This window comes from Psychrosphaera sp. HA2-10, assembly GCF_055693745.1.
Map to the genome: position 1 here is coordinate 2,388,604 of NZ_CM146341.1, position 22,104 is coordinate 2,410,707.

Annotated in this window: 21 protein-coding genes; 10 read left to right on the forward strand and 11 right to left on the reverse strand. The window is 40.0% G+C overall.

Translation table 11 applies throughout. The features are described from left to right. Positions 1–28 precede the first annotated feature (28 nt). Positions 29–1,612: an NAD(P)H-hydrate dehydratase gene (locus ACZ1GV_RS10915; RefSeq protein WP_472674187.1), complete on the reverse strand. Its 1,584-nt coding sequence runs from the start codon at positions 1,610–1,612 to the stop codon at positions 29–31. A gap of 15 nt (positions 1,613–1,627) precedes the next feature. On the opposite strand from ACZ1GV_RS10915, the gene queG reads away from it, so the two are divergent. Next, positions 1,628–2,773: a tRNA epoxyqueuosine(34) reductase QueG gene (queG, locus tag ACZ1GV_RS10920; RefSeq protein ID WP_472674188.1), complete on the forward strand. Its 1,146-nt coding sequence runs from the start codon at positions 1,628–1,630 to the stop codon at positions 2,771–2,773. A gap of 127 nt (positions 2,774–2,900) precedes the next feature. Here queG and cspE read toward each other — a convergent pair whose 3' ends face one another. From cspE to amrB, 3 genes are all read right to left on the reverse strand, one after another. Continuing rightward, positions 2,901–3,110, reverse strand: coding sequence for a transcription antiterminator/RNA stability regulator CspE (gene cspE, locus ACZ1GV_RS10925; RefSeq protein ID WP_155695803.1), 210 nt, complete (start codon positions 3,108–3,110; stop codon positions 2,901–2,903). A gap of 250 nt (positions 3,111–3,360) precedes the next feature. Beyond that, positions 3,361–3,522 carry a DUF1289 domain-containing protein gene (locus ACZ1GV_RS10930; protein WP_472675895.1) on the reverse strand — a complete coding sequence of 54 codons (162 nt, stop codon included), beginning with the start codon at positions 3,520–3,522 and terminating at the stop codon, positions 3,361–3,363. Positions 3,523–3,553: 31 nt separating this feature from the next. Then, positions 3,554–4,258 (reverse strand): AmmeMemoRadiSam system protein B, encoded by a 705-nt coding sequence (gene amrB, locus ACZ1GV_RS10935; protein ID WP_472674189.1) that lies wholly within the window; start codon positions 4,256–4,258, stop codon positions 3,554–3,556. Positions 4,259–4,524: 266 nt separating this feature from the next. On the opposite strand from amrB, the gene ACZ1GV_RS10940 reads away from it, so the two are divergent. Beyond that, complete coding sequence (locus ACZ1GV_RS10940) at positions 4,525–4,788, forward strand: GrxA family glutaredoxin (protein ID WP_210561249.1); 264 nt, start codon at positions 4,525–4,527, stop codon at positions 4,786–4,788. Positions 4,789–4,879: 91 nt separating this feature from the next. After that, a complete protein-coding gene (locus tag ACZ1GV_RS10945; RefSeq protein WP_210561247.1) occupies positions 4,880–6,181 on the forward strand; it encodes an inosine/guanosine kinase in 1,302 nt (433 codons plus the stop codon). A gap of 61 nt (positions 6,182–6,242) precedes the next feature. On the opposite strand, the gene ACZ1GV_RS10950 is transcribed toward ACZ1GV_RS10945, so the two are convergent. From ACZ1GV_RS10950 to hutI, 3 genes are all read right to left on the reverse strand, one after another. Beyond that, positions 6,243–6,764 (reverse strand): paraquat-inducible protein A, encoded by a 522-nt coding sequence (locus ACZ1GV_RS10950; protein ID WP_472674190.1) that lies wholly within the window; start codon positions 6,762–6,764, stop codon positions 6,243–6,245. Between the two features lie 170 nt (positions 6,765–6,934). Further along, a complete protein-coding gene (gene pckA, locus ACZ1GV_RS10955) occupies positions 6,935–8,542 on the reverse strand; it encodes a phosphoenolpyruvate carboxykinase (ATP) (RefSeq protein WP_472674191.1) in 1,608 nt (535 codons plus the stop codon). Between the two features lie 67 nt (positions 8,543–8,609). Then, entirely contained in the window at positions 8,610–9,854 is a 1,245-nt protein-coding gene (gene hutI / locus ACZ1GV_RS10960; protein ID WP_472674192.1) for an imidazolonepropionase, read from the reverse strand. Between the two features lie 137 nt (positions 9,855–9,991). On the opposite strand from hutI, the gene hutC reads away from it, so the two are divergent. The 7 genes from hutC to ACZ1GV_RS10995 all read left to right on the forward strand — a co-directional run bounded on the left by hutC (position 9,992) and on the right by ACZ1GV_RS10995 (position 17,915). After that, positions 9,992–10,699 carry a histidine utilization repressor gene (gene hutC, locus ACZ1GV_RS10965; protein WP_472674193.1) on the forward strand — a complete coding sequence of 236 codons (708 nt, stop codon included), beginning with the start codon at positions 9,992–9,994 and terminating at the stop codon, positions 10,697–10,699. A gap of 54 nt (positions 10,700–10,753) precedes the next feature. Then, a complete protein-coding gene (hutU, locus tag ACZ1GV_RS10970) occupies positions 10,754–12,451 on the forward strand; it encodes a urocanate hydratase (protein ID WP_472674194.1) in 1,698 nt (565 codons plus the stop codon). Continuing rightward, positions 12,451–13,968, forward strand: a complete 1,518-nt coding sequence (gene hutH / locus ACZ1GV_RS10975; RefSeq protein WP_472674195.1) for a histidine ammonia-lyase — start codon at positions 12,451–12,453, stop codon at positions 13,966–13,968. Before hutU ends, hutH begins: the two co-directional genes overlap by 1 nt. Before the next feature lie 119 nt (positions 13,969–14,087). Next, positions 14,088–15,029: a hypothetical protein gene (locus tag ACZ1GV_RS10980; protein ID WP_472674196.1), complete on the forward strand. Its 942-nt coding sequence runs from the start codon at positions 14,088–14,090 to the stop codon at positions 15,027–15,029. Positions 15,030–15,109: 80 nt separating this feature from the next. After that, positions 15,110–15,772, forward strand: a complete 663-nt coding sequence (locus tag ACZ1GV_RS10985; RefSeq protein ID WP_472674197.1) for a hypothetical protein — start codon at positions 15,110–15,112, stop codon at positions 15,770–15,772. Positions 15,773–15,803: 31 nt separating this feature from the next. Continuing rightward, positions 15,804–16,934: a hypothetical protein gene (locus ACZ1GV_RS10990; RefSeq protein ID WP_472674198.1), complete on the forward strand. Its 1,131-nt coding sequence runs from the start codon at positions 15,804–15,806 to the stop codon at positions 16,932–16,934. A gap of 21 nt (positions 16,935–16,955) precedes the next feature. Continuing rightward, complete coding sequence (locus ACZ1GV_RS10995) at positions 16,956–17,915, forward strand: hypothetical protein (protein ID WP_472674199.1); 960 nt, start codon at positions 16,956–16,958, stop codon at positions 17,913–17,915. 33 nt (positions 17,916–17,948) lie between these two features. On the opposite strand, the gene ACZ1GV_RS11000 is transcribed toward ACZ1GV_RS10995, so the two are convergent. The 4 genes from ACZ1GV_RS11000 to ACZ1GV_RS11015 all read right to left on the reverse strand — a co-directional run bounded on the left by ACZ1GV_RS11000 (position 17,949) and on the right by ACZ1GV_RS11015 (position 22,055). Next, on the reverse strand, positions 17,949–18,809 hold the full coding sequence (locus ACZ1GV_RS11000; RefSeq protein ID WP_472674200.1) for a PEP-CTERM sorting domain-containing protein: 861 nt from the start codon (positions 18,807–18,809) through the stop codon (positions 17,949–17,951). A 125-nt stretch (positions 18,810–18,934) separates the two neighbouring features. Next, a complete protein-coding gene (gene ntrC / locus ACZ1GV_RS11005; RefSeq protein ID WP_472674201.1) occupies positions 18,935–20,347 on the reverse strand; it encodes a nitrogen regulation protein NR(I) in 1,413 nt (470 codons plus the stop codon). Continuing rightward, entirely contained in the window at positions 20,340–21,449 is a 1,110-nt protein-coding gene (glnL, locus tag ACZ1GV_RS11010) for a nitrogen regulation protein NR(II) (protein ID WP_472674202.1), read from the reverse strand. The genes ntrC and glnL overlap by 8 nt, the downstream gene beginning before the upstream one ends. A 78-nt stretch (positions 21,450–21,527) precedes the next feature. Further along, positions 21,528–22,055, reverse strand: a complete 528-nt coding sequence (locus ACZ1GV_RS11015; RefSeq protein WP_210561203.1) for a DUF4124 domain-containing protein — start codon at positions 22,053–22,055, stop codon at positions 21,528–21,530. Positions 22,056–22,104: the final 49 nt, after the last annotated feature.

The following is a 22,104-nucleotide window of genomic DNA, read 5'->3' on the forward strand; positions in this document are numbered from 1 at the left end:
TCCATTTCTCAATAAGTTTCAGTAAGACTTATTGGCACGCTTTAATTGCGATAGGTAAAGACTCTAAAACATCTGTGGCTATCATACCTATTTCACCATCTTTTGCAGTAAAATCTCCAGCAAAACCATGCAAAAAAACCGCATAATCTACATTTTTTTTGATGTCACTTGAGTCACTAAACTGATTCGTTATTGCACCCGCTAATACCCCTGTTAAAACATCGCCCATTCCCGCAGTTGCCATACCGGCATTACCGCTTGTATTGATGCTAAAGTCATCATTATGAGCGACGACTGTGCCACAACCTTTGAGTACACAGCAAACACCATATTGTTTGCCAATTTGACTAGCGGAAACAAGTCGATTGGCGTTAATTTGTAGCGTGTTCTGGTCCAACAGACGAGCTGCCTCTAGCGGATGAGGCGTGAATACCCAAGGCTTGTATTTATTTGAATTAAGTTGCGCTATTCGTGCGCTATCGTTATTTACATTATCACGAATTAAATTTAACGCGTCTGCATCAACAATAACCACTTTATTCTCGATATCGTCTATTTCTAAAAAAGCGTTAAAAACGCTGCGACTCCACTCGCTTAAACCAAGACCAGGTCCTACTATAATAATGCTGGCTCGAGCCACCTCTTCGCTAAGCTCACTTCTAAAACTGGCACTAGTATTATCAATACTTTTAACCATTAATTCAGGACTAAGCTGCGCAATAATATTTGCATTACCCGGTGCACAAATGACTTTTACTTTACCGGCACCACTTCGTAACGCGGCTTTTCCGGCTAAGTAAGCGGCCCCACTCATTCCCACATCACCACCCAATACCAAGACGCTACCAAACCTACCCTTATGGCTATTGAATTTGCGTTTTTTAATGGTGCCTACACTATGTTTATGTAGCAGTGAGATCTTGCTCTTACCAAGCCTTTCAAACACTTGACCTACCTCTAAATCTGCAAACACCAACTCTCCACGTAGATCAGGTCCATCTGCGGTAAAAAGGCCCGGTTTTAAGCCAATAAAAGTCACCGTAGCATCTGCTTTAAAAGCATCTTGATCGGCGCGACCGGTATCAGATTCGAGGCCTGAAGGTATATCAATGGCAAGCTTACCCGCCTGTAAACTATTTACAGCTTGTAACGCGGCCCTTTCAGTGTCTCGCAACGAGTTGCAAAATCCAGTTCCAAGTAAGCCATCGATCACCATGTCGACATTTAATTTTGATACATGACTTGGTAACGATTCAAGGTCATAGATATCGCCACCGGAAGACATAAAGCCTTGTTTAGCGATCAGTGCGTCGCCCGATAACGTTAATCCCTGCTCACTAGCGTACAACAAAACTTTTATCCCTGATTGTTGCGCCAACCGCGCGACTACAAAAGCATCGCCACCATTATTGCCAGCGCCTGCTAATATCAAACAGCTATGTGCTTTAGGAAAATGTGCAATGAACGACTCAAAAACAGCATGGCCTGCTCGCTCCATTAATTGGTACATATCAATGGCTAATTTTTTTGCTGCCTCGCGCTCTAATTCTTTTATCTGTTCCGCAACAAACAGTTTAGATGGTAAAGTAGCGTTATCTTTAATGATTGGCATAACAAACCTTATCTTATGACCTCAGCTACCTCTAACTATTACCAACTTGCAGATAAAATCAAGCAATGGGGTGAACAACTTGGTTTTGAAAAAGTCGGTATAACAAATATCGATTTAAGCGATCAAGAACCGCGCTTTTTAAAGTGGTTAGAAAATGGCTATCACGGCGATATGGAGTTTATGGCCCGTCATGGATTAAAACGATGTAGACCTAATGAACTTTTGCCAGGTACGGTCAGCGTTGTTAGCGCTAGAATGGATTACTTGCCTAAAGGTGCAGCATTTGCCAATACTCTAGATAACCCAAATACCGCTTATATTTCCAGATATGCGTTGGGCCGTGACTACCACAAGGTTTTGCGAAATCAACTTAAAAAGCTAGGAAATTTAATAGCTAACGAGATTGACGACAAAGATATGGTATTTCGACCTTTTGTAGATTCAGCGCCGGTTCTAGAGCGGCCTCTTGCTGAGAAAGCTGGACTTGGATGGGTAGGAAAACACTCACTTTTGTTAGACGAAAGTGCAGGTAGTTGGTTCTTTCTAGGCGAACTATTTTTACCAATAGAATTGCCCAATGATAAGCCTGTAGAAGAAAAATGTGGCTCTTGTATCGCTTGTATCACAATTTGTCCAACCCAAGCAATTGTTGAACCTTATGTAGTAGATAGTAACAAATGCATCTCATACTTAACGATAGAGCTTAAAGCTGCAATCCCAGAGCAATTTAGAAAGGCGATGGGCAACAGAATTTATGGTTGTGATGATTGCCAACTTATTTGTCCTTGGAATCGCCACGCACAAATAGCCAAGCAACCTGACTTTTTACCTAGAAATGAATTAAATCAGCCAGATCTATTAGCAATATGGCAGTGGACAGAAGATTACTTTTTAAAAGTGACTGAAGGATCACCAATTCGACGAATTGGATTCGAGTCTTGGATGCGGAATATTGCTGTGGCACTTGGCAACGCGCCACTTTCGATCACTGTAATAAATGAGCTTGAGAGCAAATTAGGCGAAATAAGCGAGCTAGTTGATGAGCATATAATTTGGGCTTTAGAACAACAAAAACAAAAAGCAGAAACAGCGGGTATTGAAAATAGAAAATTAAAACGCTTAATTAAAGCGGTAAGAATTGGATTACCTCGAGACGCTTAATACCATTTAAGTTTTGAAGTTTTGAAGTTTTGAAGTTTGTTAACACTTCGCTTTAATGCTTTATCAAATAACAGGCATAAAAAAAGAGCGTTCTAGACGCTCTTCTTGTCAAACATTAAAGGCTAAATTAGTTAGCTTCAACGTTTGCAGCTTGTAAACCTTTTTGACCTTCTTCAACGTCAAAAGTTACCGCTTGACCTTCTTTAAGGCTTTTGAAACCTTCGCCAACGATAGCACGGAAATGTACGAATACGTCTTTGCCGCCGTTGTCTTGAGTTAGGAATCCGTAACCTTTTTCTTCGTTAAACCATTTTACTGTACCAGTCGATTTAGACATAATAACCTCTATATATTTTCAATGTTTTTTTGATACACATGTATCAGCTGTATCTTTGCGGAGTTTAATCAATTGCAATGTCACTTATGTAAAGATTACGTCTCTCAAAATCGACTAAAATTTGAGTACATAGGTATATATATATCATGAAGCTTTCAAACAATTTAATAAGTCTCGTTAAAGACGGGACGTATCATAACACAATAAAAACAGAAAGCTCATTAAATGAACGTCAAAATTCAATTTAATTTTAATTTTCTTTCAATTCCCTTTGTTTACAATGTTTAAGAGTCTCTTGCTTTTCACTATTCGACATACTCGACCAAGCCATTATTTCTTTAATGTCCCGAAAACAGCCAATGCAGACGTCCTGTTCGTTTAAACAACAGTTTCTTACACATGGCGACGGCACGGTATTTTGATCCAATTTTAATTCTCTTTTATTAATGCACTATGTAACTTTGGTAGTTTAAGTTAACGCAATTCAGTCCGTTCTGCACCCCCAACTGTTCGGCATTTATTAAGTGCCTATTCTCAGATTTTATATAACTTAAATAGCTATTAAAAAGTTGTTGTTCGCGATGATCAAAGCAGCGTTGTTCATTTCTATCTATATCAAGTGCTAATACCGTTAGTGTTTTGCGATTTAGTGGCAAACTATCAAATAACAAATTGATATCTAGTAATGACATTTCACCAACTAAAATGGGTAAGATTTGGAATTCCGCTAAACAAGTTTGAAGATAAGGCAACTGCGTCTCAATTGCTGATGTTTTAAAATGCTCCTTATCGCTTTTATGAACAAAAGGAAACAACGCTAAGCTCTCCATATACCTTTGCGCCACTTTTACTCGACCTAAAGGCGTTGAATATTCGTCACATATCGGTAATGACGCGCCTATTGAACCGACTGACGCACACCCAATAATTATCACATTGTTTATATAAGGGTAGTATTTAGAGAGATGACGAAATGCAGCTGCACTAGACAATCCACAACGTGTCATATCGCCATGAGGTACAACTAGCGCATATGGAAAGGTATTTCCAACGGGAAAATACAATAAGTTTTGTGATATATCGGTAATTAAGTCATCCGCATCAGCAGGATAGAGTTTCCCAGCGACCTGGGCTGGTCTAACAATCATGTTTTTCTCCTAATAGCATCACTAACTATTATAGAAGGTTTATATACAGGCACACTCGCCAAAGCCTTTAAAAATAGGCCATAACCAATAATTGATAGGTACACATTTAGTTTTCTATAAGAAACCAATGGCTTGGCGTTCATAAAATTTTGGAATAAAAAGTTAAATTTATACATCAATAGTTTCTATCAAACTCATCGATTAAATTGAATTTACGCTGATTTAGATTTTGCTAAACTGTATGTAATTCATTTAGGAGATATTTTATGTTTACTGTTATTTTTGGTCGTCCAGGTTGTCCGTATTGTGTTCGCGCAAAAGAAGTAGCTGAGCAGCTAACAGAGTCGAGAGACGATTTTAAATTTAGATATGTAGATATCCAAGCCGAGGGTATCTCAAAAGCTGATTTAGAAAAGTCTGCAGGCAAACCAGTCGAAACTGTGCCACAAATCTTTCTTGATCAAACACATATAGGTGGATTTACAGAATTTGAAGCATACGCAAAAGCGAATTTAGGCTTATATCAATAGATCTATTACAAAATAGAATAAACTATTGGTTAATAATGTAACCAAAATGTCATACAATGCGCGCCAATTTTTTATTCGCGTAAATTGAGCTATGAGATTTCCTGGTAGACGAAAACACCGACATTATTTCCCGGTAGAAAAAAAGGATCCTGTAACCAACAAAATCAAAGTGGATGGCAAGTTAAAGCATCCTTATGTGGTTGGTATGGATCAAACCATCGTTGATATCGAGGCCCACGTGTCTCGTGAGCTCTTAGATCAATTTAATTTAAAAATTGGTTTATCGCAGCTAGTCAGCAGTGAGCTTGCAGAAGAATTATATCGTTATATTTTTGAGAACGACTTAATTGTAGACCAACATGCTGGCGGTACTATCGGCAATACAATGCACAACTATTCTGTGCTTGCCGATGATCGTTCAGTATTGTACGGCGTGATGAGTGAAAACATAAAAGTTGGTAACTACGCATACCGCTATCTATGCAACACGTCATCACGAGTTGATTTACAACACCTTCAGCCAGTAGATGGACCTATCGGTCGAGCTTTCACGCTAATCACAGAAGATGGTGAACGTACCTTTGCCATTGATTCTGGTGTCATGAATAAACTGACACCTGAGTTTATCGATGAAGATCTAATTAAAAATGCATCATCATTTGTTGTGAGTGCTTACTTCACTCGTTGTTCAGAAGGTGACACGCTAGATCAAGCAGCAATGCAAGCCATTGAATATGCGAATAAGCATCAAGTGCCTGTTGTGCTTACTCTAGGCACCCGCTTTATGATTGATGAAAAACCAGAGTGGTGGCGAGACTTCATTAAAAAGCATGTGCAAGTGTTAGCAATGAATGAGGAAGAAGCAGAAGCCTTAGTTGGCACCAAAGATCCTCTACTTGCTGCTGAAAAAGCATTAGAACTTGCCGATTTAGTATTATGTACTGCTGGTCCACAAGGCTTATACATGGCTGGTTATACGGACAAAGAGTTCAGACGTAAAACTCAATATCCTCTATTACCTGGCAGCATTTCAGAGTTTAACAAGTACGAATTTTCTCGTCCTTTGCTAAAACAAAACTGTAAGGCCCCAATAAAAATATATTCGCATATTGCGCCGTATATGGGTGGTCCAGACGAGATTAAGAATACAAATGGTGCAGGCGATGGCGCATTAGCCGCTGTGATCCATGACATTACCGCTAATGTTTTCCATAAGCTGAATGTACCTGAGTCTAGTAAACACGCAATACCTGCCATTTCTTACTCTTCTCTTGCACAGATTTGTAAATACGCAAACCGAGTAAGTTTTGAAGTCTTATCACAAAGTTCACCAAGGCTTTCTAAAGGTTTGCCGGATCGTGAAGATAGCTTAGAGTCTGCATACTGGCACTAGTCAATTATGCAGTACGCTATCCGTGCTATAAGGTTACAAGCTATTTTGTAATAAGCCTTTTTTAAGACAACTTAGGCGACTCTTGTGAGTCGCCTTTTTTATTGGCAGCACGTACCACTAAATGAGTTACCGCCATTGTAAGTAAAACCGAAATGCCAAATACATACAAACCTTTGTGAGTTTGAATGTTAACAAAAGCCCCTAACTTAACCGTCACAATCAAAATAGCAACCACCATCACATCAAGCATGGCCCAGCGTCCATAATCGTGCATAAGGTTTAATAGTCGTTTGGTTTTATTTAAATATTCTAACTTCTCAAAACTAAGCAAAAGATAAAACAGCACACCTAGCTTTAACAATGGTAGTAGCACACTCAAACTCAGGATCACAACAAATAAAAAATATCGCCCCTCGGTAAACAAGTCGTAGATACCTGACGCAATAGAAAAAGTATTATCCAAAAAGATAAACTTACTCACCGTCATGATTGGCATAGACAACCCTAATAAAAACAAGCCTGTTGTTAATATTAATAACGTTAAAAGGCTATAGCGATATCGCTTTGATGATAAACCTTGCACGCGTGCTCCTAATTAAACTTATGAATATGATGCTAGTAGAAAGAAGTAACAAACCGGCATAAAAAAAGCCAGTCTTTCGACCGGCTTTAATTATCAATTTACTAATATAGCTTAACAAATAATTTGAAAAGCTTGTTGCGACAGACACCCATCAAGCAACTCTGTTCCGCTTATAATTGTGGACCTGCTGCTACTAGTTCAGCACCGTCTTCTAAATCAGTATATTGATCAAAGTACTTAATGAAACGACCAGCAAGGTCTTCCGCTTTTTCAGTCCACTCGGCTTCATTCGCGTATGTATCACGAGGGTCTAAAATTGCAGGGTTAACACCTTCAAGTTCAGTTGGTACTTCTAAGTTGAAAATTGGTACGTTTTTAGTTGGCGCTTTTTCAATTGAACCATCTAAAATACGGTCAATGATTGCACGAGTATCTTTTATAGAAATACGTTTACCAGAACCATTCCAACCTGTGTTTACTAGATAAGCTTCTGCACCAGCATCGTTCATACGCTTAACTAAAACTTCAGCGTATTGTAATGGGTGTAAAGTTAAAAACGCTTTACCAAAACACGCAGAGAACGTTGGTTGAGGTTCAGTAATACCACGCTCAGTACCTGCTAATTTAGCGGTAAAGCCTGATAGGAAGTGATATTTAGTTTGCGCATCTGTTAATTTAGACACTGGCGGTAACACACCAAACGCATCAGCAGATAAGAAGATAACTTTCTTAGCATGGCCTGCTTTTGATACCGGCTTAACAATATTGTCAATGTGGTGCAAAGGGTAAGATACACGTGTGTTTTGAGTAACCGAACCATCTGTGAAATCTATAACGCCATTTTCATCTACCGCAACGTTTTCTAATAACGCATCACGACGAATTGCTTTATAAATATCAGGTTCGCTTTCTTTATCTAAGTCGATAGTTTTAGCATAACAACCACCTTCGAAGTTAAAGATGCCATCGTCATCCCAGCCATGCTCATCATCACCAATTAGCTCACGCTTAGGGTCTGTTGATAAGGTTGTTTTACCTGTACCAGATAAACCGAAGAAAATAGCGGTATCGCCATCTTTACCAACGTTTGCAGAACAGTGCATTGATGCCATGCCTTGCAGAGGAAGGTAGTAGTTCATCATCGCGAACATACCTTTCTTCATTTCACCGCCGTACCAAGTACCGCCAATGATCTGCATTTTTTCCGTCATGTTAAATACAGTGAATACTTCTGAGTTCATGCCGTGCTTTTCAAAATCTGGGTTAGACGTTTTTGAGCCGTTCATAACCACAAAGTCTGGATCGCCGTATGTCGCTAATTCTTCTTCAGTAGGACGGATAAACATGTTTTTAACAAAGTGAGCCTGCCAAGCAACTTCTGTAATAAAGCGTACTTTTAAGCGAACTTTTGCATTTGCACCACAAAATGTATCAACAACAAACAAACGCTTACCAGAAAGTTGCTTTGAAACTAAACCTTTAAGGTCAGTCCAAACTGCTGGGTCTAATGGCTTGTTATCATTTGGTGCTTGTTCTGAATTCCACCAAACGGTATCTCGTGAAACATCATCCAATACAATGTATTTATCTTTAGGTGAACGACCTGTAAATACACCTGTGTTTACGTTAACTGCGCCTAGCTCAGTTACCGTTCCCTTTTCATAACCTGATAATTCAGATTTCGTTTCTTCTGCAAACAAAGTCTCGTAAGACGGATTATGCAAGATTTCAGTCGGCTCATTAATGCCATAACGAGATAAGTCGATAGTTGTTGTCATATTTACATCACCAAAGTTTTGTTCGCATTTACGCCATAATTAAACGACGACGAGTTAAAGTAATTCGTTATAAAAAGCAGGTTTGCCCGCGAATCCACATTCGCGTTAACGGGTTTATCCCGAATGTATAGCTAAGTTCTGCAGGGTGTTTTATATCCCATAAACAAAAATCAGCTCTGTAGCCTACTTTTAATGCTCCAACTTTGTCTAAACCCAACGCTTTTGCAGCATTACAAGTAACACCGAGTAAAGACTCTTCTGGTGTTAATTTAAAATGAGTACAGGCCAAACTAAGCATTAGCTTTAATGAACATAGTGGCGAAGACCCCGGGTTGTAATCACTACCTATCGCCATTGGGACGTTTAATTCCCTTAATATTTTGATTGGTGGCAGCTGCGTTTCAGACAAAGAATGAAAGGCACCTGGTAATAATACAGGAATGGTTACAGAATGGGATAGTTTTATACAATCTTTTTCAGATAAATACTCTACATGGTCCGCAGACAAGCCCCCCATGTCGACGACCAAACCCGTACCACCACTGTCGCTTAGCTGTTCTGCGTGCAATTTAACCGGCAAATTATATTTTTTTGCAGCGTCAAAAAGTTTTTTGATCTGTTCTGTACTAAAACCTATATTTTCACAAAAACCATCGACTGCATCGACCAAGTCTTGTTCAACAAGTGCTGGTAAAGTATCCGTAATGAGATAATCAATATAACCATCTGGATCATTTTTAAATTCTGGAGGAACCGCATGTGCGCCCAAAAACGTGCGTCGGATTTCTACAGGAAAAGACTGCTCAAGCGCTTGTGCAACTTTTAACATCTTAACCTCTGTTTCTGTATTTAAACCATAACCAGACTTTATTTCGATACAAGTTACGCCTTCTTTCATCAACGTCTTCACTCTGGTTTCGGCTAACGCCAATAATTCATCAAAAGAAGCTTCACGTGTTGCGTTAACCGTACTTAAGATACCACCGCCCTGCTCAGCAATTTCTTTATAACTCATTCCGTTTAACCGTTTTTCAAACTCATCAGCTCGGCTACCTGCAAACACTAAGTGCGTGTGACAATCAATAAGCCCTGGCGATAAGAATTGGCCTTGGCCATCAACCACGTTTTTACACGGTATATCTGGCAAATCCGCTGCTTGACCTAGCCAGCTAATTTCCCCGTTTAATACAGCAATCGCTGCATCATTAATATGCCCATAGGCCTGTTGATGAGTTTCTTTGTCCATTGTTAACAGCTGAACATTTTTAATAACTAGGTCAAACGTTTGCGGTAGCGCTTCAGAATTATTCATTAAACAACCTTGACGATCTAAGTGGTTATGGATTACTTTAAGTTGTATATACAGGTTTAGTGTGTCACCTTTTATTTAAGGTTTCAATTGATTAAAGGTTTCAATTAGCCAACAACAAAACTAGATGGTAGCCCAAGATGACAGCAAAGTTTGAACAAATTAAAAAGTACATTCTGGAAAAAATTGAATCTGGCGAGTGGCAAGAAAATGCACTGGTTCCTTCAGAGAATAAGTTAGCTGATGATTTTTCGGTTAGCCGCATGACGGCTAGGCGAGCGGTAGAGGACTTGAGCCAACAAGGCATATTGAACCGCACGAAAGGCTCAGGCACCTACGTTGCGTCGCTCAAAGGCCAAGGCTCTATGTTTGAAATTAAAGACATTGCCGATGAAATCACAGCTCGTGGCCACCAGCACAAAGCCACCGTTATTGAATTAGAAACTATTCAGGCTATTGCTCCTATTGCTATTGCGCTCGATGTAGATGTGGACTCTGAAGTTTTTCGTTCTGTCATCGTGCATTTTGACAATGATAAGGCTGTGCAAGTTGAAGAACGCTTTATTAATCCTAAAAGTGCGCCAGATTACTTATCTCAAGACTTTACCGAAACCACACCTCACGAATACTTGTCTCAAGTTGCACCTCTAACTGAGGCGCGTCATACCATTGAAGCCGTAGCGCCAACTGAACAAGTGTGTGAATGGTTACAACTTTTTAATCAAGAACCTTGTTTGCAATTGATCCGCCGCACGTCGAGCAAAAATGACGTGGTTTGTTTCGCTCGAATCATATATCCAGGTTCAAGCTACCGCCTTGGTGGCCAGCTCACCTTTGGCAAGCACTAAAACTAAAACTAAAACTAAAACTAAAACTAAAAAATCCTATTCAAAGGAAACATCATGTCAAATCAACGTTTCGATTCTTCACGCGTCATTCGCGCGCCTCGTGGCAATAAAATCACCGCTAAATCTTGGTTAACGGAAGCGGCCAAACGGATGCTAATGAACAACCTCGACGAAGAAGTTGCAGAGCACCCGCAAAATTTAGTGGTTTATGGTGGTATTGGACGCGCAGCGAGAGACTGGCCATCATTCGACAAAATCGTAGAAGTTTTAGATCAATTGGAAGATCATCAAACCTTATTAGTACAGTCAGGCAAACCAGTTGGCGTATTTAATACGCACAGCAACGCCCCTAGAGTATTAATTGCGAACTCAAATTTAGTACCGCATTGGGCAAACTGGGAACACTTTAACGAGCTCGATAAACAAGGCCTTATGATGTACGGCCAAATGACTGCTGGCTCTTGGATTTATATTGGCTCGCAGGGCATTGTTCAAGGTACCTATGAAACCTTTGTTGCCATGGCAAAACAACATTTTAATGGTGACGCGTCTGGCCGTTGGGTTTTAACTGGTGGTCTTGGTGGAATGGGTGGCGCACAGCCACTTGCGGCAACGATGGCAGGATACGCAGCACTAGTTGTTGAATGTGACGAATCACGAATCGACTTCCGTTTACGTACAGGTTACGTTGACAAAAAAGCCACTACATTAGATGAAGCTTTGTCGATGATTGATGAAGCGGTTGCAAATAAACAAGCGGTGTCAGTAGGTTTACTTGGCAACGCAGCAGAAATATTCCCTGAATTGGTCAAGCGCGGCATCACACCTGATGTAGTTACCGACCAAACATCTGCTCACGACCCATTAAATGGTTACCTGCCTCTAGGCTGGAGCATGGAACATGCGGCAGAAATGCGTAAAAAAGATGAAGCCGCTGTTGTTAAAGCCGCTAAGCAATCTATGGCAAAACAAGTTCAAGCTATGCTAGAACTTCAAGCCGCAGGTGCCGCAACAACAGACTATGGTAATAACATCCGCCAAATGGCTTTGGAAGAAGGCGTTACCAATGCTTTTGACTTCCCTGGTTTTGTACCTGCTTATGTTCGCCCATTATTTTGTGAGGGTATTGGCCCATTCCGTTGGGTTGCCTTATCTGGCGATCCTGAAGACATCTATAAAACTGACGCCAAAGTAAAAGAGCTTATCCCTGATAACCCACATTTACACAACTGGTTAGATATGGCCAGAGAGCGTATTCAATTCCAAGGTTTGCCAGCACGTATTTGTTGGATTGGCTTAAAGGATCGCGCACGAATCGCTAAAGCCTTTAATGACATGGTGAAAAGCGGCGAGTTATCGGCTCCCGTTGTTATTGGCCGTGACCACCTGGACTCAGGTTCCGTGGCGAGCCCAAATAGAGAAACCGAAGCCATGTTAGACGGATCAGATGCGGTTTCAGACTGGCCTTTATTAAACGCATTATTAAATACCGCAGGGGGTGCAACTTGGGTTTCCTTGCATCATGGTGGTGGTGTTGGCATGGGCTTTAGCCAGCACTCAGGCGTTGTTATTGTTGCCGACGGTACTGCAGAAGCAGAGCAACGTTTAGCTAATGTACTTTGGAATGATCCAGCAACAGGCGTAATGCGACATGCAGACGCTGGTTACGACATCGCAATTAATTGTGCAAAAGAGCAAGGTTTAAACTTACCGTCGCTGGAAAATGACGCGGTAGCTAAGGAAGTAAAATAATGAACAAATTAGTACTTACACCAGGGACATTAGACCTTGATACACTTCGCAAAATTTACGATGCGCCAGTTCAACTTAGTCTTGATGAGTCTTGCAAAGACGCCATTAATAGAAGCCAACAAGCGGTGCAACAAGTTATCGATGAAGACAGAGTCGTTTATGGAATTAATACTGGCTTTGGTTTATTGGCCAATACAAGAATCTCGAAAGAAGAATTGCAAATTCTGCAGCGTAAAATAGTGCTGTCCCATGCGGCTGGTACCGGCGAATACTTAAGTGACAATGTCATTCGATTAATGCTAGTACTTAAAATCAACTCACTGGCTCGCGGTTTTTCTGGCATTAGATTATCGGTTATCGAAGCATTAATTAGCTTAGTCAATAATGAAGTGTACCCTTGCGTACCAGCTAAAGGCTCAGTAGGCGCATCCGGGGATTTAGCGCCATTGGCTCACTTAGTATTACCGTTATTGGGTGAAGGCGTAGTTAGAATCAATGGCGATATTGTTCATTCAGAACAAGGTATAAAACAAGCTGGTTTATCGGCAATAGAACTGGCGCCTAAAGAAGGCTTGGCATTATTAAATGGCACCCAAACTTCTACCGCGTTAGCATTAAAAGGTTACTTTTTAGCACAAGACTTATTGGCATCATCTATTATGATTGGCGCGACAACGGTAGAAGCAGCGCTTGGCTCTCGTTCTCCTTTTGACGAACGAATCCATTTAGCTCGCGGTCAGCAAGGTCAAATCGACATTGCCGCAGCGTTTAGAAATGTATTAAGCGATTCATCAGAGGTGGGCAATAGTCATATTCAATGTGACAAAGTCCAAGACCCTTATTCATTAAGATGTCAGCCTCAAGTATTAGGCGCATGTTTACAGCAAATTCGTCACGCTGGCGATATTTTAAAAACTGAAGCAAACGGTGTAACGGACAATCCATTAGTCTTTTTACATGATGATGGCGCCGACATTATTTCAGGTGGCAACTTCCACGCCGAACCCGTAGCCATGGTGGCGGATAACTTAGCCATTGCGATATCAGAAATTGGCGCACTTTCAGAGCGTCGAATGGCCATGTTAATCGACTCGAACTTAAGTAAATTACCTCCGTTTTTAGTGGATAACGGCGGCGTAAACTCAGGTTTCATGATTGCCCAAGTTACCTCTGCGGCCTTAGCTTCTGAAAACAAGAGCTACGCTCATCCAGCTTCAGTTGATAGCTTACCAACCAGTGCAAACCAAGAAGATCACGTTTCTATGGCTACCTTTGCAGCCCGCAGACTGCAAGACATGGCTGACAATACGTTTGCCATTTTAGCCGTTGAATGGTTAGCTGCGTGCCAAGGTCTGGACTTCCGAGCACCACACAAATCTTCAGCAATGGTGGAAGAAGGCAAAGCTAGATTGCGTGCTGTAGTGCCTTTTTATGATGAAGACCGTTATTTTGCGCCTGATATCGAACATGCCAAGCAATTACTGGAACAACGTGTACTCGCTGAGTTGCTTCATTAAAATTATGCTAAATTAACAAGGCAATACACATCTTGTTAAGAAACTTTATGAGTCTTGCATTGACTAACTTTGTAAGACTCATTAATTTGGCAGAATTATATTAATACAGGCGGTATTTTATGCACAAAACTCTATGGATGGTCTTTAGTCTAATTTTAATAACCGCCTGCTCCTCAACATCTCCTGATTGGTCAACTTCACCACCACAGGATACTTCAAATTTGTTCATCACTTCGGGTAGTGGCGACAACATAGAGTCTGCAAAATCTAATGCCTTAGAGCAACTAAGCAACCGGCTTATTGTTAATGTTTCAAATACTACACTTACTAACAATATCAAAAACGCACAAAATCAAGTGACCCAAAGTATTGAAAGTTATGGTGTGCTTAGCTCAGAACAGTTTAGTTTTATTAACGCGACAGTGTTAAAAAGCCAGCAAGTTAACGGCGTTGTTCACGTGTTGATGCAAGTTGATAAAAAAAGTGTCTTTGACTCAATTCATAATTATTTAGACATTCAAGTTGTGCCATTAATAATGAGCAACCAAGACTCAGCTCAGATAATTAGTAACGGTGTCTTGTTGTGGCCACAACTTACTAAAGCAGAAAAGTATGTGTCTTTGCTTACACAGCACAACCAAGACAAGCGTTTTATAAAAAGTCAGTTAAGCAACTTTAAAGAACACTTTATAAACATACTTTCAGAAACAGATATATCCCTTGTTGTCGGCGCAACTCAAGCTCAACATACGTCTCGTCCACAGTCGTCACAACTCATTTATATTAATGAACGACTACATCTTCAATATCAATCGCTATTAACGAAAAAGCCAAATGCCAGCAACAAGGTAGAAATAATTATTTTAGGCCCGACGATATCGTATTTTGACCAAGCACCCATTCATGCAGTAAAAATAGAGGCACAACAAGTTGTTACTTTTAATAAAAAAATTATCGTGCAACGACCTATTACCGCTTTTGAATTAGGTGATAATAAAGACAGCGTTATGGTTGCTGCACAAAACAACTTTGTTAATCAGTTATCATTAGGCGGTAAATAAGTACGATGTGGCAGACACACCAAAACCTTTTTCAAATAGTCGTGGTTACAGTCGCGCTTTTTGGGTTGTCTGGGTGTGCAATGCAGACACAAGTCAACCAATTTGGCGAATCGTTTGTCGCGTTTGGTGAGTACCAGCTGCTAACTAAAGAGCAAGCTCGAAAATTAGACCGTGACCAGCGGGTAACTAGAATAGACAGCGACATGAAAAAAGTCGGGTTTCGCCATCATGCTGTTTCACCGATTTTCGACAGCGTTAGTCAGGCTATCCTGAGTGTGTTTAGAAATCAGCGTAGCCTTTTAAAAAAATACAAAATACTGGTAGATAATCATCGTGACGTCATGTCATTTGTAATGGCTAACAAAGACAAAACACCACAAGAGCTTATAACTGAAGCAGCAAGGTTTGATCGTCTACATTCGAATAACAAAGAGAAAATCGCTACAAAACTTAAAGACTATCAAGCAGCGAGTATTGGCATTCAAGCGGAAAATGCACGCTTAGCTGCAGAGTTACTTCTGCAAGGCGCTCGTCTATCTCTTATATTGAGAGATAATTTTGAGGAAATGCTAAAGCTAGAGGGCATCGCCATGTTATTAAATGCACACCGGACAAATCAGGGTTTTGAACTGGCTCAAGCTCGCATTCACTTGACTCGAATTGCAAACGAATTTATTGAAGAAGAAAAGTCTGTAATTGAAATAACAAAAGAAATTCAGAAAATATTAGACACCAAACTATGATTGTCACAACAGATAGTATTAGGGAATGAACATGAAATTACTTGTATTAACAGCCGCATTAACACTAACAGGCTGCGCGAACCAAACAATACAATATCCGGCGGAGCAAACTAAAACCTCGGCACCAACATCAAAGCTATCACTAATGCGTATTGCCAAAAGCGCCTATGATTTTGAAGATAAAGACATTCAAGTTCCTGCCAACTTTGATACTCAAGGCTTACAATTTTGTGATGATGATTTTCAACTTGAAAAGAGTGCTTGTCCGTTAGATAAAAAAGCAATTCGAATTTATTTTGGCGATAACCAAATAAACAGCAAGTTTGCTTCTGAGTCTGCCGCGTTGACAAAGCTAAACAACCAAACATTAGGACTCATGTTAGAGAATCAATTAGCGGGTGTTAATCGTTTTAAAATCGTCACAAACGATGACGATGTGATCAATGCAGAAAAGCAAAAACAATTTACTGAACAAGATATAAAAACCGTCGCTGAGCTTAACAAAAACAGCAAAGTATTGCGTCCAGACTATGCAGTAAAAATAGATACGATTAAAACTGCGGATCGATTTTATGGTGAGCATAACGGGTTGGCACAATACCAGATAGAAATGACAACCAGTGTGATTGACCCTTATACCAAACAAAAACTAGCATATCCGAACCTTGGTAAAATTAGAGTAAAAGGTACTGACGTTCGTAGTAAAGAGTCTCTTGTATACACAGAAGTGAACAACCGCTATTACACGGGGTTTGACTACTCTAATCAAGATAACGTTCAGGCTGTTTTTAATTCCATGGCGTCAAAAGCGTTTGATGTGTTGTTATCACGATTATTAATCGAAATGCCATCAAGCGCTCAAGTCGTGGCCTTTAAAAATAACCAAGTTACTCTAGATAGAGGCCGCAACGCAGGCATATTGAACAACGAAACAATGATTTTATTTCAATACCAACAAGGATTTGTTGAGCCTATTGCCGTCGCAACGGTAAAACCTTCTAGCAATAGTGCTATTGCACAAATCGTTAAATGGAAAAATACCGATATTGCCGAAAAAATTAAAGACAACGCTGATGGTAAAATTTACCAAACACCAATGAATCAGCGCGTGTTTGCAGTCTCGGTTGGCTTGCCGCAAGATTATGTCGATAACCGACTGTAAGTTACAAAAGGAAAGCGCGTAGTGTTAATTTACCCACTTAATCATAAAGTTAGAAATTATCTAGGGCTGGCCGGATTAGCTTTGATGGCTGGGGCTGCATCGGCGAACACTGTAGATATCAAAGTGCAAGAATCACCACGCGCATTTTCAATAACAACCAACATTTGTATGTATGGTGCGTCAAATGCTTCGGCTTTAAAAGCATACAGCTTACAACTTGTTAAAAAGCAGTTCTTTGTCGATAAAAGCGATATTGAACAACAGCTGCAAAAAAAATATGGCGTTACCCAATCTCAAGCTGAGCAACTGGTAATTGGTTCCGCGTTTAAATCTGACACCATAAATTTACAACAAAATATCAAAAAAATAGGCAACGAGTTATGTGGCACTGCTAACACAGAACTCACAATCAAACTTGATGAAGATATCAGTGCCTTAATTCCGTTTTCGACGCCACATAAATACCACTGGATTGCAACAGAAGCGAAACACAATCGGAACGTTAAAAACATACTATCCCAATATAAATGGCCAACAAATGACGTCTGGATAAACGCTGCAACAACATTGGTAACAACATTAATCGACGACAATATTACAAAAAACTATTACCTGTTTGATACAGACAAGTACTTAGCTTTTATTAATGAACGGAATAAAACCGTGTATGTCCAAGTTGCTGATAAGCATCGAAATGCAATCAACCAGTATTTAAGTGACTATGGCTTCGAAGTGCAAATGGATCCTGAATCTGCTTATTGGCAATTAAATTTAACTGTTTTGCCAAATCTAGAAAACGTCCTTGTTAATCTAGAAATAAAAAGTGAATCTGAGACCATTAACCTTGAAAGTGATGCTATACCTTTTAGCCTCAGTACATCTAATGCTAACTCGTCAAATGACGCCCAACTAAACAAGCTAATTAAAGTGCATTTGACCATGATGGATCTTTCGGGCCGACTTAGTTTTCAAGCAAAGTAATCGTGCTCTAAAATCAGGGGACGGATGCATTCTTTAACACCTTAACCTTCTAGCAAAACCTAATAAAGACAGTGACATAATGAGTAACGTGCCCGGCTCACTCACACTAGTGACTGGGCTATCGGGCAAGTCAGGTGTTGAAGTTAAAAGCCCAGTGCCATTGATTCGAATATTACTAAAGCCAAACCCTTCTGTGCCACCATCGGCATTTGCTTGCATTCGCAATCTTAAAGTACTGCCTTCACCAGCGATATATGAGGAATATTGACTAAAATTATTTGTTAAATTAAACGAGAATGGGCTGTTTGCGCTGCGGATACTTATGGGATCGTTAAGCATCCGCTGATTACCGTTTACCATAGTGTAATTTAGTGCTTGAGAGGTTTCCGCATTAAACGCAAATAGTGTAGAAAAGGGCCCATCATCAATAGCATAAGTTAAAGAGTAAGTATCACTCGCTTCAAAGTCACCCATTGCCGCAAAGTCTATATCTACCGATAGATTGCTATAATTAGCAATATTGAATCCCCACTCAGCCTCCGCATCACCAGATGGATTACTTGAATTTAGGGTGTCGGTTATACCAAAAAAAGCATAGTCTGGAGCCGGCATCACTAAACCAAAGTTATCGAGCAAACCTTGACCACTTAAGTCTATTAAACCATCAGGTACATTATTAGTTGAGCCAAACGAGCTTTGGTATTTAGCAAATGCATCTTGAGCACTTGAGAATTGACCAGCCACGCTATTTTGATAATAAGCGAGTCCAAGTGAGGCGTTTAGGTCGCCGTTTAATAAGTCGTATCCAATAAGCTCAGCTTGAGCTGTTGATATGCTGCCACACAATGAGCAAAATAATAGTACAGGTAATTCTTTTTTAAGAAGTTTTTTCATTTTAGTTCCCTATTCGTTATTGAATAAAGAACTTAGTAAGTTAGCACTAAGAATGCAAAAAAACGGCGTAATTCTGTACCTGAACCCTATAAAAATCAAACACTTAAAAATTCACCTTTGCCTCTCTACAGCTTCAATTCTCGTATTTTTCGACTTATTGTGTTTCGTCCCCAACCAATTTTTTTTGCCGCCATTTGACGATGACCATTACAGAAATTTAAAGTCGTATTTATCAGCGACCGTTCAAAGTCCGCTTGGGCTTGCAAAATAATGTCATTATCACCGCTATCCAAACGCTCCTTTAACCAACTCTCAAACACATTTGTCCACGCCTGTTCGTCTTCACTTTTATCTGATGAAGTCGTTGCCTCGTTTTTGTTGGCCGTTATCATTTCTGGTGGCAGATCTTCAAATAGAATTTCTTTACCGCTGGCCATAACGGTTAACCATCGACAGGTATTTTCTAGCTGACGGACATTGCCTGGCCAATTGTAATTTTCTAAAAATTCTAACGCTGGCTTACTAATGCTTTTCACCTCAACGGCCAATTCTTCTGCTGCTTTATATAAGAAATGACGGCACAATTTGGCGATGTCTTGTTGGCGATCTTTTAACGCGGGAATATGAATTCGTATAACGTTTAGACGGTGAAACAAGTCTTCTCTAAACTTATTGTCTAATACAAGTTGCTCTAAGTTTTGATGTGTTGCCGCAACAATTCTTACATCTACAGACACGGGTTCATGTCCGCCAACTCGGTAAAATTGTCCTTCGGCTAATACTCTTAATAGCCTAGTTTGCACGTCAAGAGGCATATCACCAATTTCGTCTAAAAATAAAGTACCACCGTCTGCTTGTTCAAATCGTCCTTTTTTTGTTGCTGTTGCACCAGTAAAAGCACCTTTTTCGTGACCAAATAACTCCGACTCTATTAACTCTTTTGGTATCGCCGCCATATTAAGCGCAACAAAAGTTTCTGAAGATCGCGGACTGTGTTTATGCAACGCATGGGCTACAAGTTCTTTACCTGTTCCTGATTGACCATTAATAAGTACGCTAACGCTCGAACGAGATAAGCGACCGATCGCCCTAAATACTTCTTGCATTGCCGGCGCTTCACCAATAATTTCCGAGCCAGGTTTGCTCTCTTCTGGCTTATTTTTTTTAGCCAGGTTTTTACTATGTTCTACTGCTTTTTTTGCTAACGAAACAGCATCATCAATATCAAATGGTTTTGGTAAATATTCAAAAGCACCGTGTTGAAATGCATTAACCGCACTGTCTAAATCTGAATGTGCCGTCATAATCACAACGGGTAAGTCTGGGTATTGGAGCTGAATATTTTGCAACAACTGCATTCCGTCCATGTTAGGCATGCGAATATCGGAAAATATCGCTTCGGGTTGCTCGTGTTCAAGGCGTTGTAATATTAGTTCGCCCGTCGCAAAAGACTCCACATTAAAGCCACCTTGACTCAAGGCTTTCTCCAATACCCAACGAATGGAGTTATCATCATCAACTACCCAAACTTTAACCATTATGATTTTGCTCCGCTTCTTGTATTGGCAAATAAATTGAGAATTCAGTGTGTCCCGGCCAGCTATCAACCTCTATAACGCCTTTGTGTTGATCTATAAGTCGTTGGGAAATAGACAAGCCTAATCCATTGCCATCAGGTTTATCTGTGATCATTGGATAAAACAGCGTTGACTTAATTTGTTCTGATATGCCTGGTCCATTATCAATAATGGATATTTTGATCACTTTTTTAAATGTATTGCCATGTAAGATTTTACTGGCCTCAAAACGAGTTTTTATAGTTACAGCGCCTAACTCCTGGGCATTCCTATGCGAGTCTTGTGATGCTGCATATAAAGCGTTTTGAACGATATTTAGTAAGGCTTGCTCTATCTGATTTGAATCAACTAGTATTTCGGGCAAGCTTGGATCGTAATCTTTTTTAATATTAATATGGTGGGTCAATTCAATTTGTACTAAGTTGCAAACCCGCTCCAAAATACTGTGAATATTGGTCGCACTTCGTTTCGGTGGTGTGTTTGGGCCTAACAGTCTGTCCACTAACTCTTTTAACCGATCAGACTGATCAATGATCATTTGCGTATACTCTCGAAGTTCATCTGAATCTAAACTACGAGATAATAGCTGTGCAGCTCCGCGTATCCCACCTAATGGATTTTTAATTTCATGTGCCAGTCCACGAATCAAATGCCGGGATGCACTAATATGGTGCTTATGAGCATTTTCATTATTAATTCGGCGAAGGTTGTCATTATCACGTATCTGCAATAAACACGCAGGTGCTCCATCAACCATCACGAGGTCAGCATTGACCTCTGAAATGACATGGCGTCCATCAATAAAAAACCACTCTACTTCATGGTCAGAAAAAGACTGTTGAGAACTCCATAATTGTTCAAACAGCCCTTCAGGAAAACTATGTTTGATAGGCAATCTAAGTAACTGCTGAGAAATCAGCTTTTTACGTGTTTGGCCAAAAATAGTGGCGGCTTGCTGGTTTGCAAATATCACGCGTAAATCGCGATCCACTAAAACCACGGCGAGAGTAAGTTGCTCTAATATTTGTTCACTAATTGAAGATTGAATAGGATATTTGCTCACCGTTAACACTCCGCACCATTATGGTGCATAGGACATTTAGTCTAAGTCATAATTCCTTTTGACTCAAAGCTAAATGCACTAATTTGGTGAATTAACTGACGCTCTGTGAAGAAAAAAGGTAACTGGCTTACTAACTGCAATAACCTTGCCTGATTCGTTCCAAACTTCTAATTGAACTCGGTGTTCCCCACGATCAACATTTCGAAGAATAAAAACGGCAGATTTTTGAGGGCCTTTTACTTTTTTATCGTCTAGCTTCAGGACAACTGACAAACCGCGTTTAAAGGAGGGTTTAATTGCACCTGATATATATACTGAACCTGTATTATCTCTTATTGTTTCTTCCGCTGTTGGCTTAAGGATTTCAATAGATATCTTATTTTCGGCAGGATCTTTTTTGCCTTCCAAAATATTTGTATCAACGGATTTAATAATATTAGGTGTTGCATTCACATCCACTGTATCTGCATTTACGTCTGCAATTGGCGAATCAGAAAAAACCAATACACCCTCTGCGTTACGCCAAACGTAAATCTTTTTGTTGGCTGCTGCAAAGGTTTGAGTTGCAATTAGGCAAACCAAAAGCAGCAATACGAACTTCCTCATGTCCTCTCAACCTTATTAAGTATAGATAGTTAGAATTTAACCAATTTTG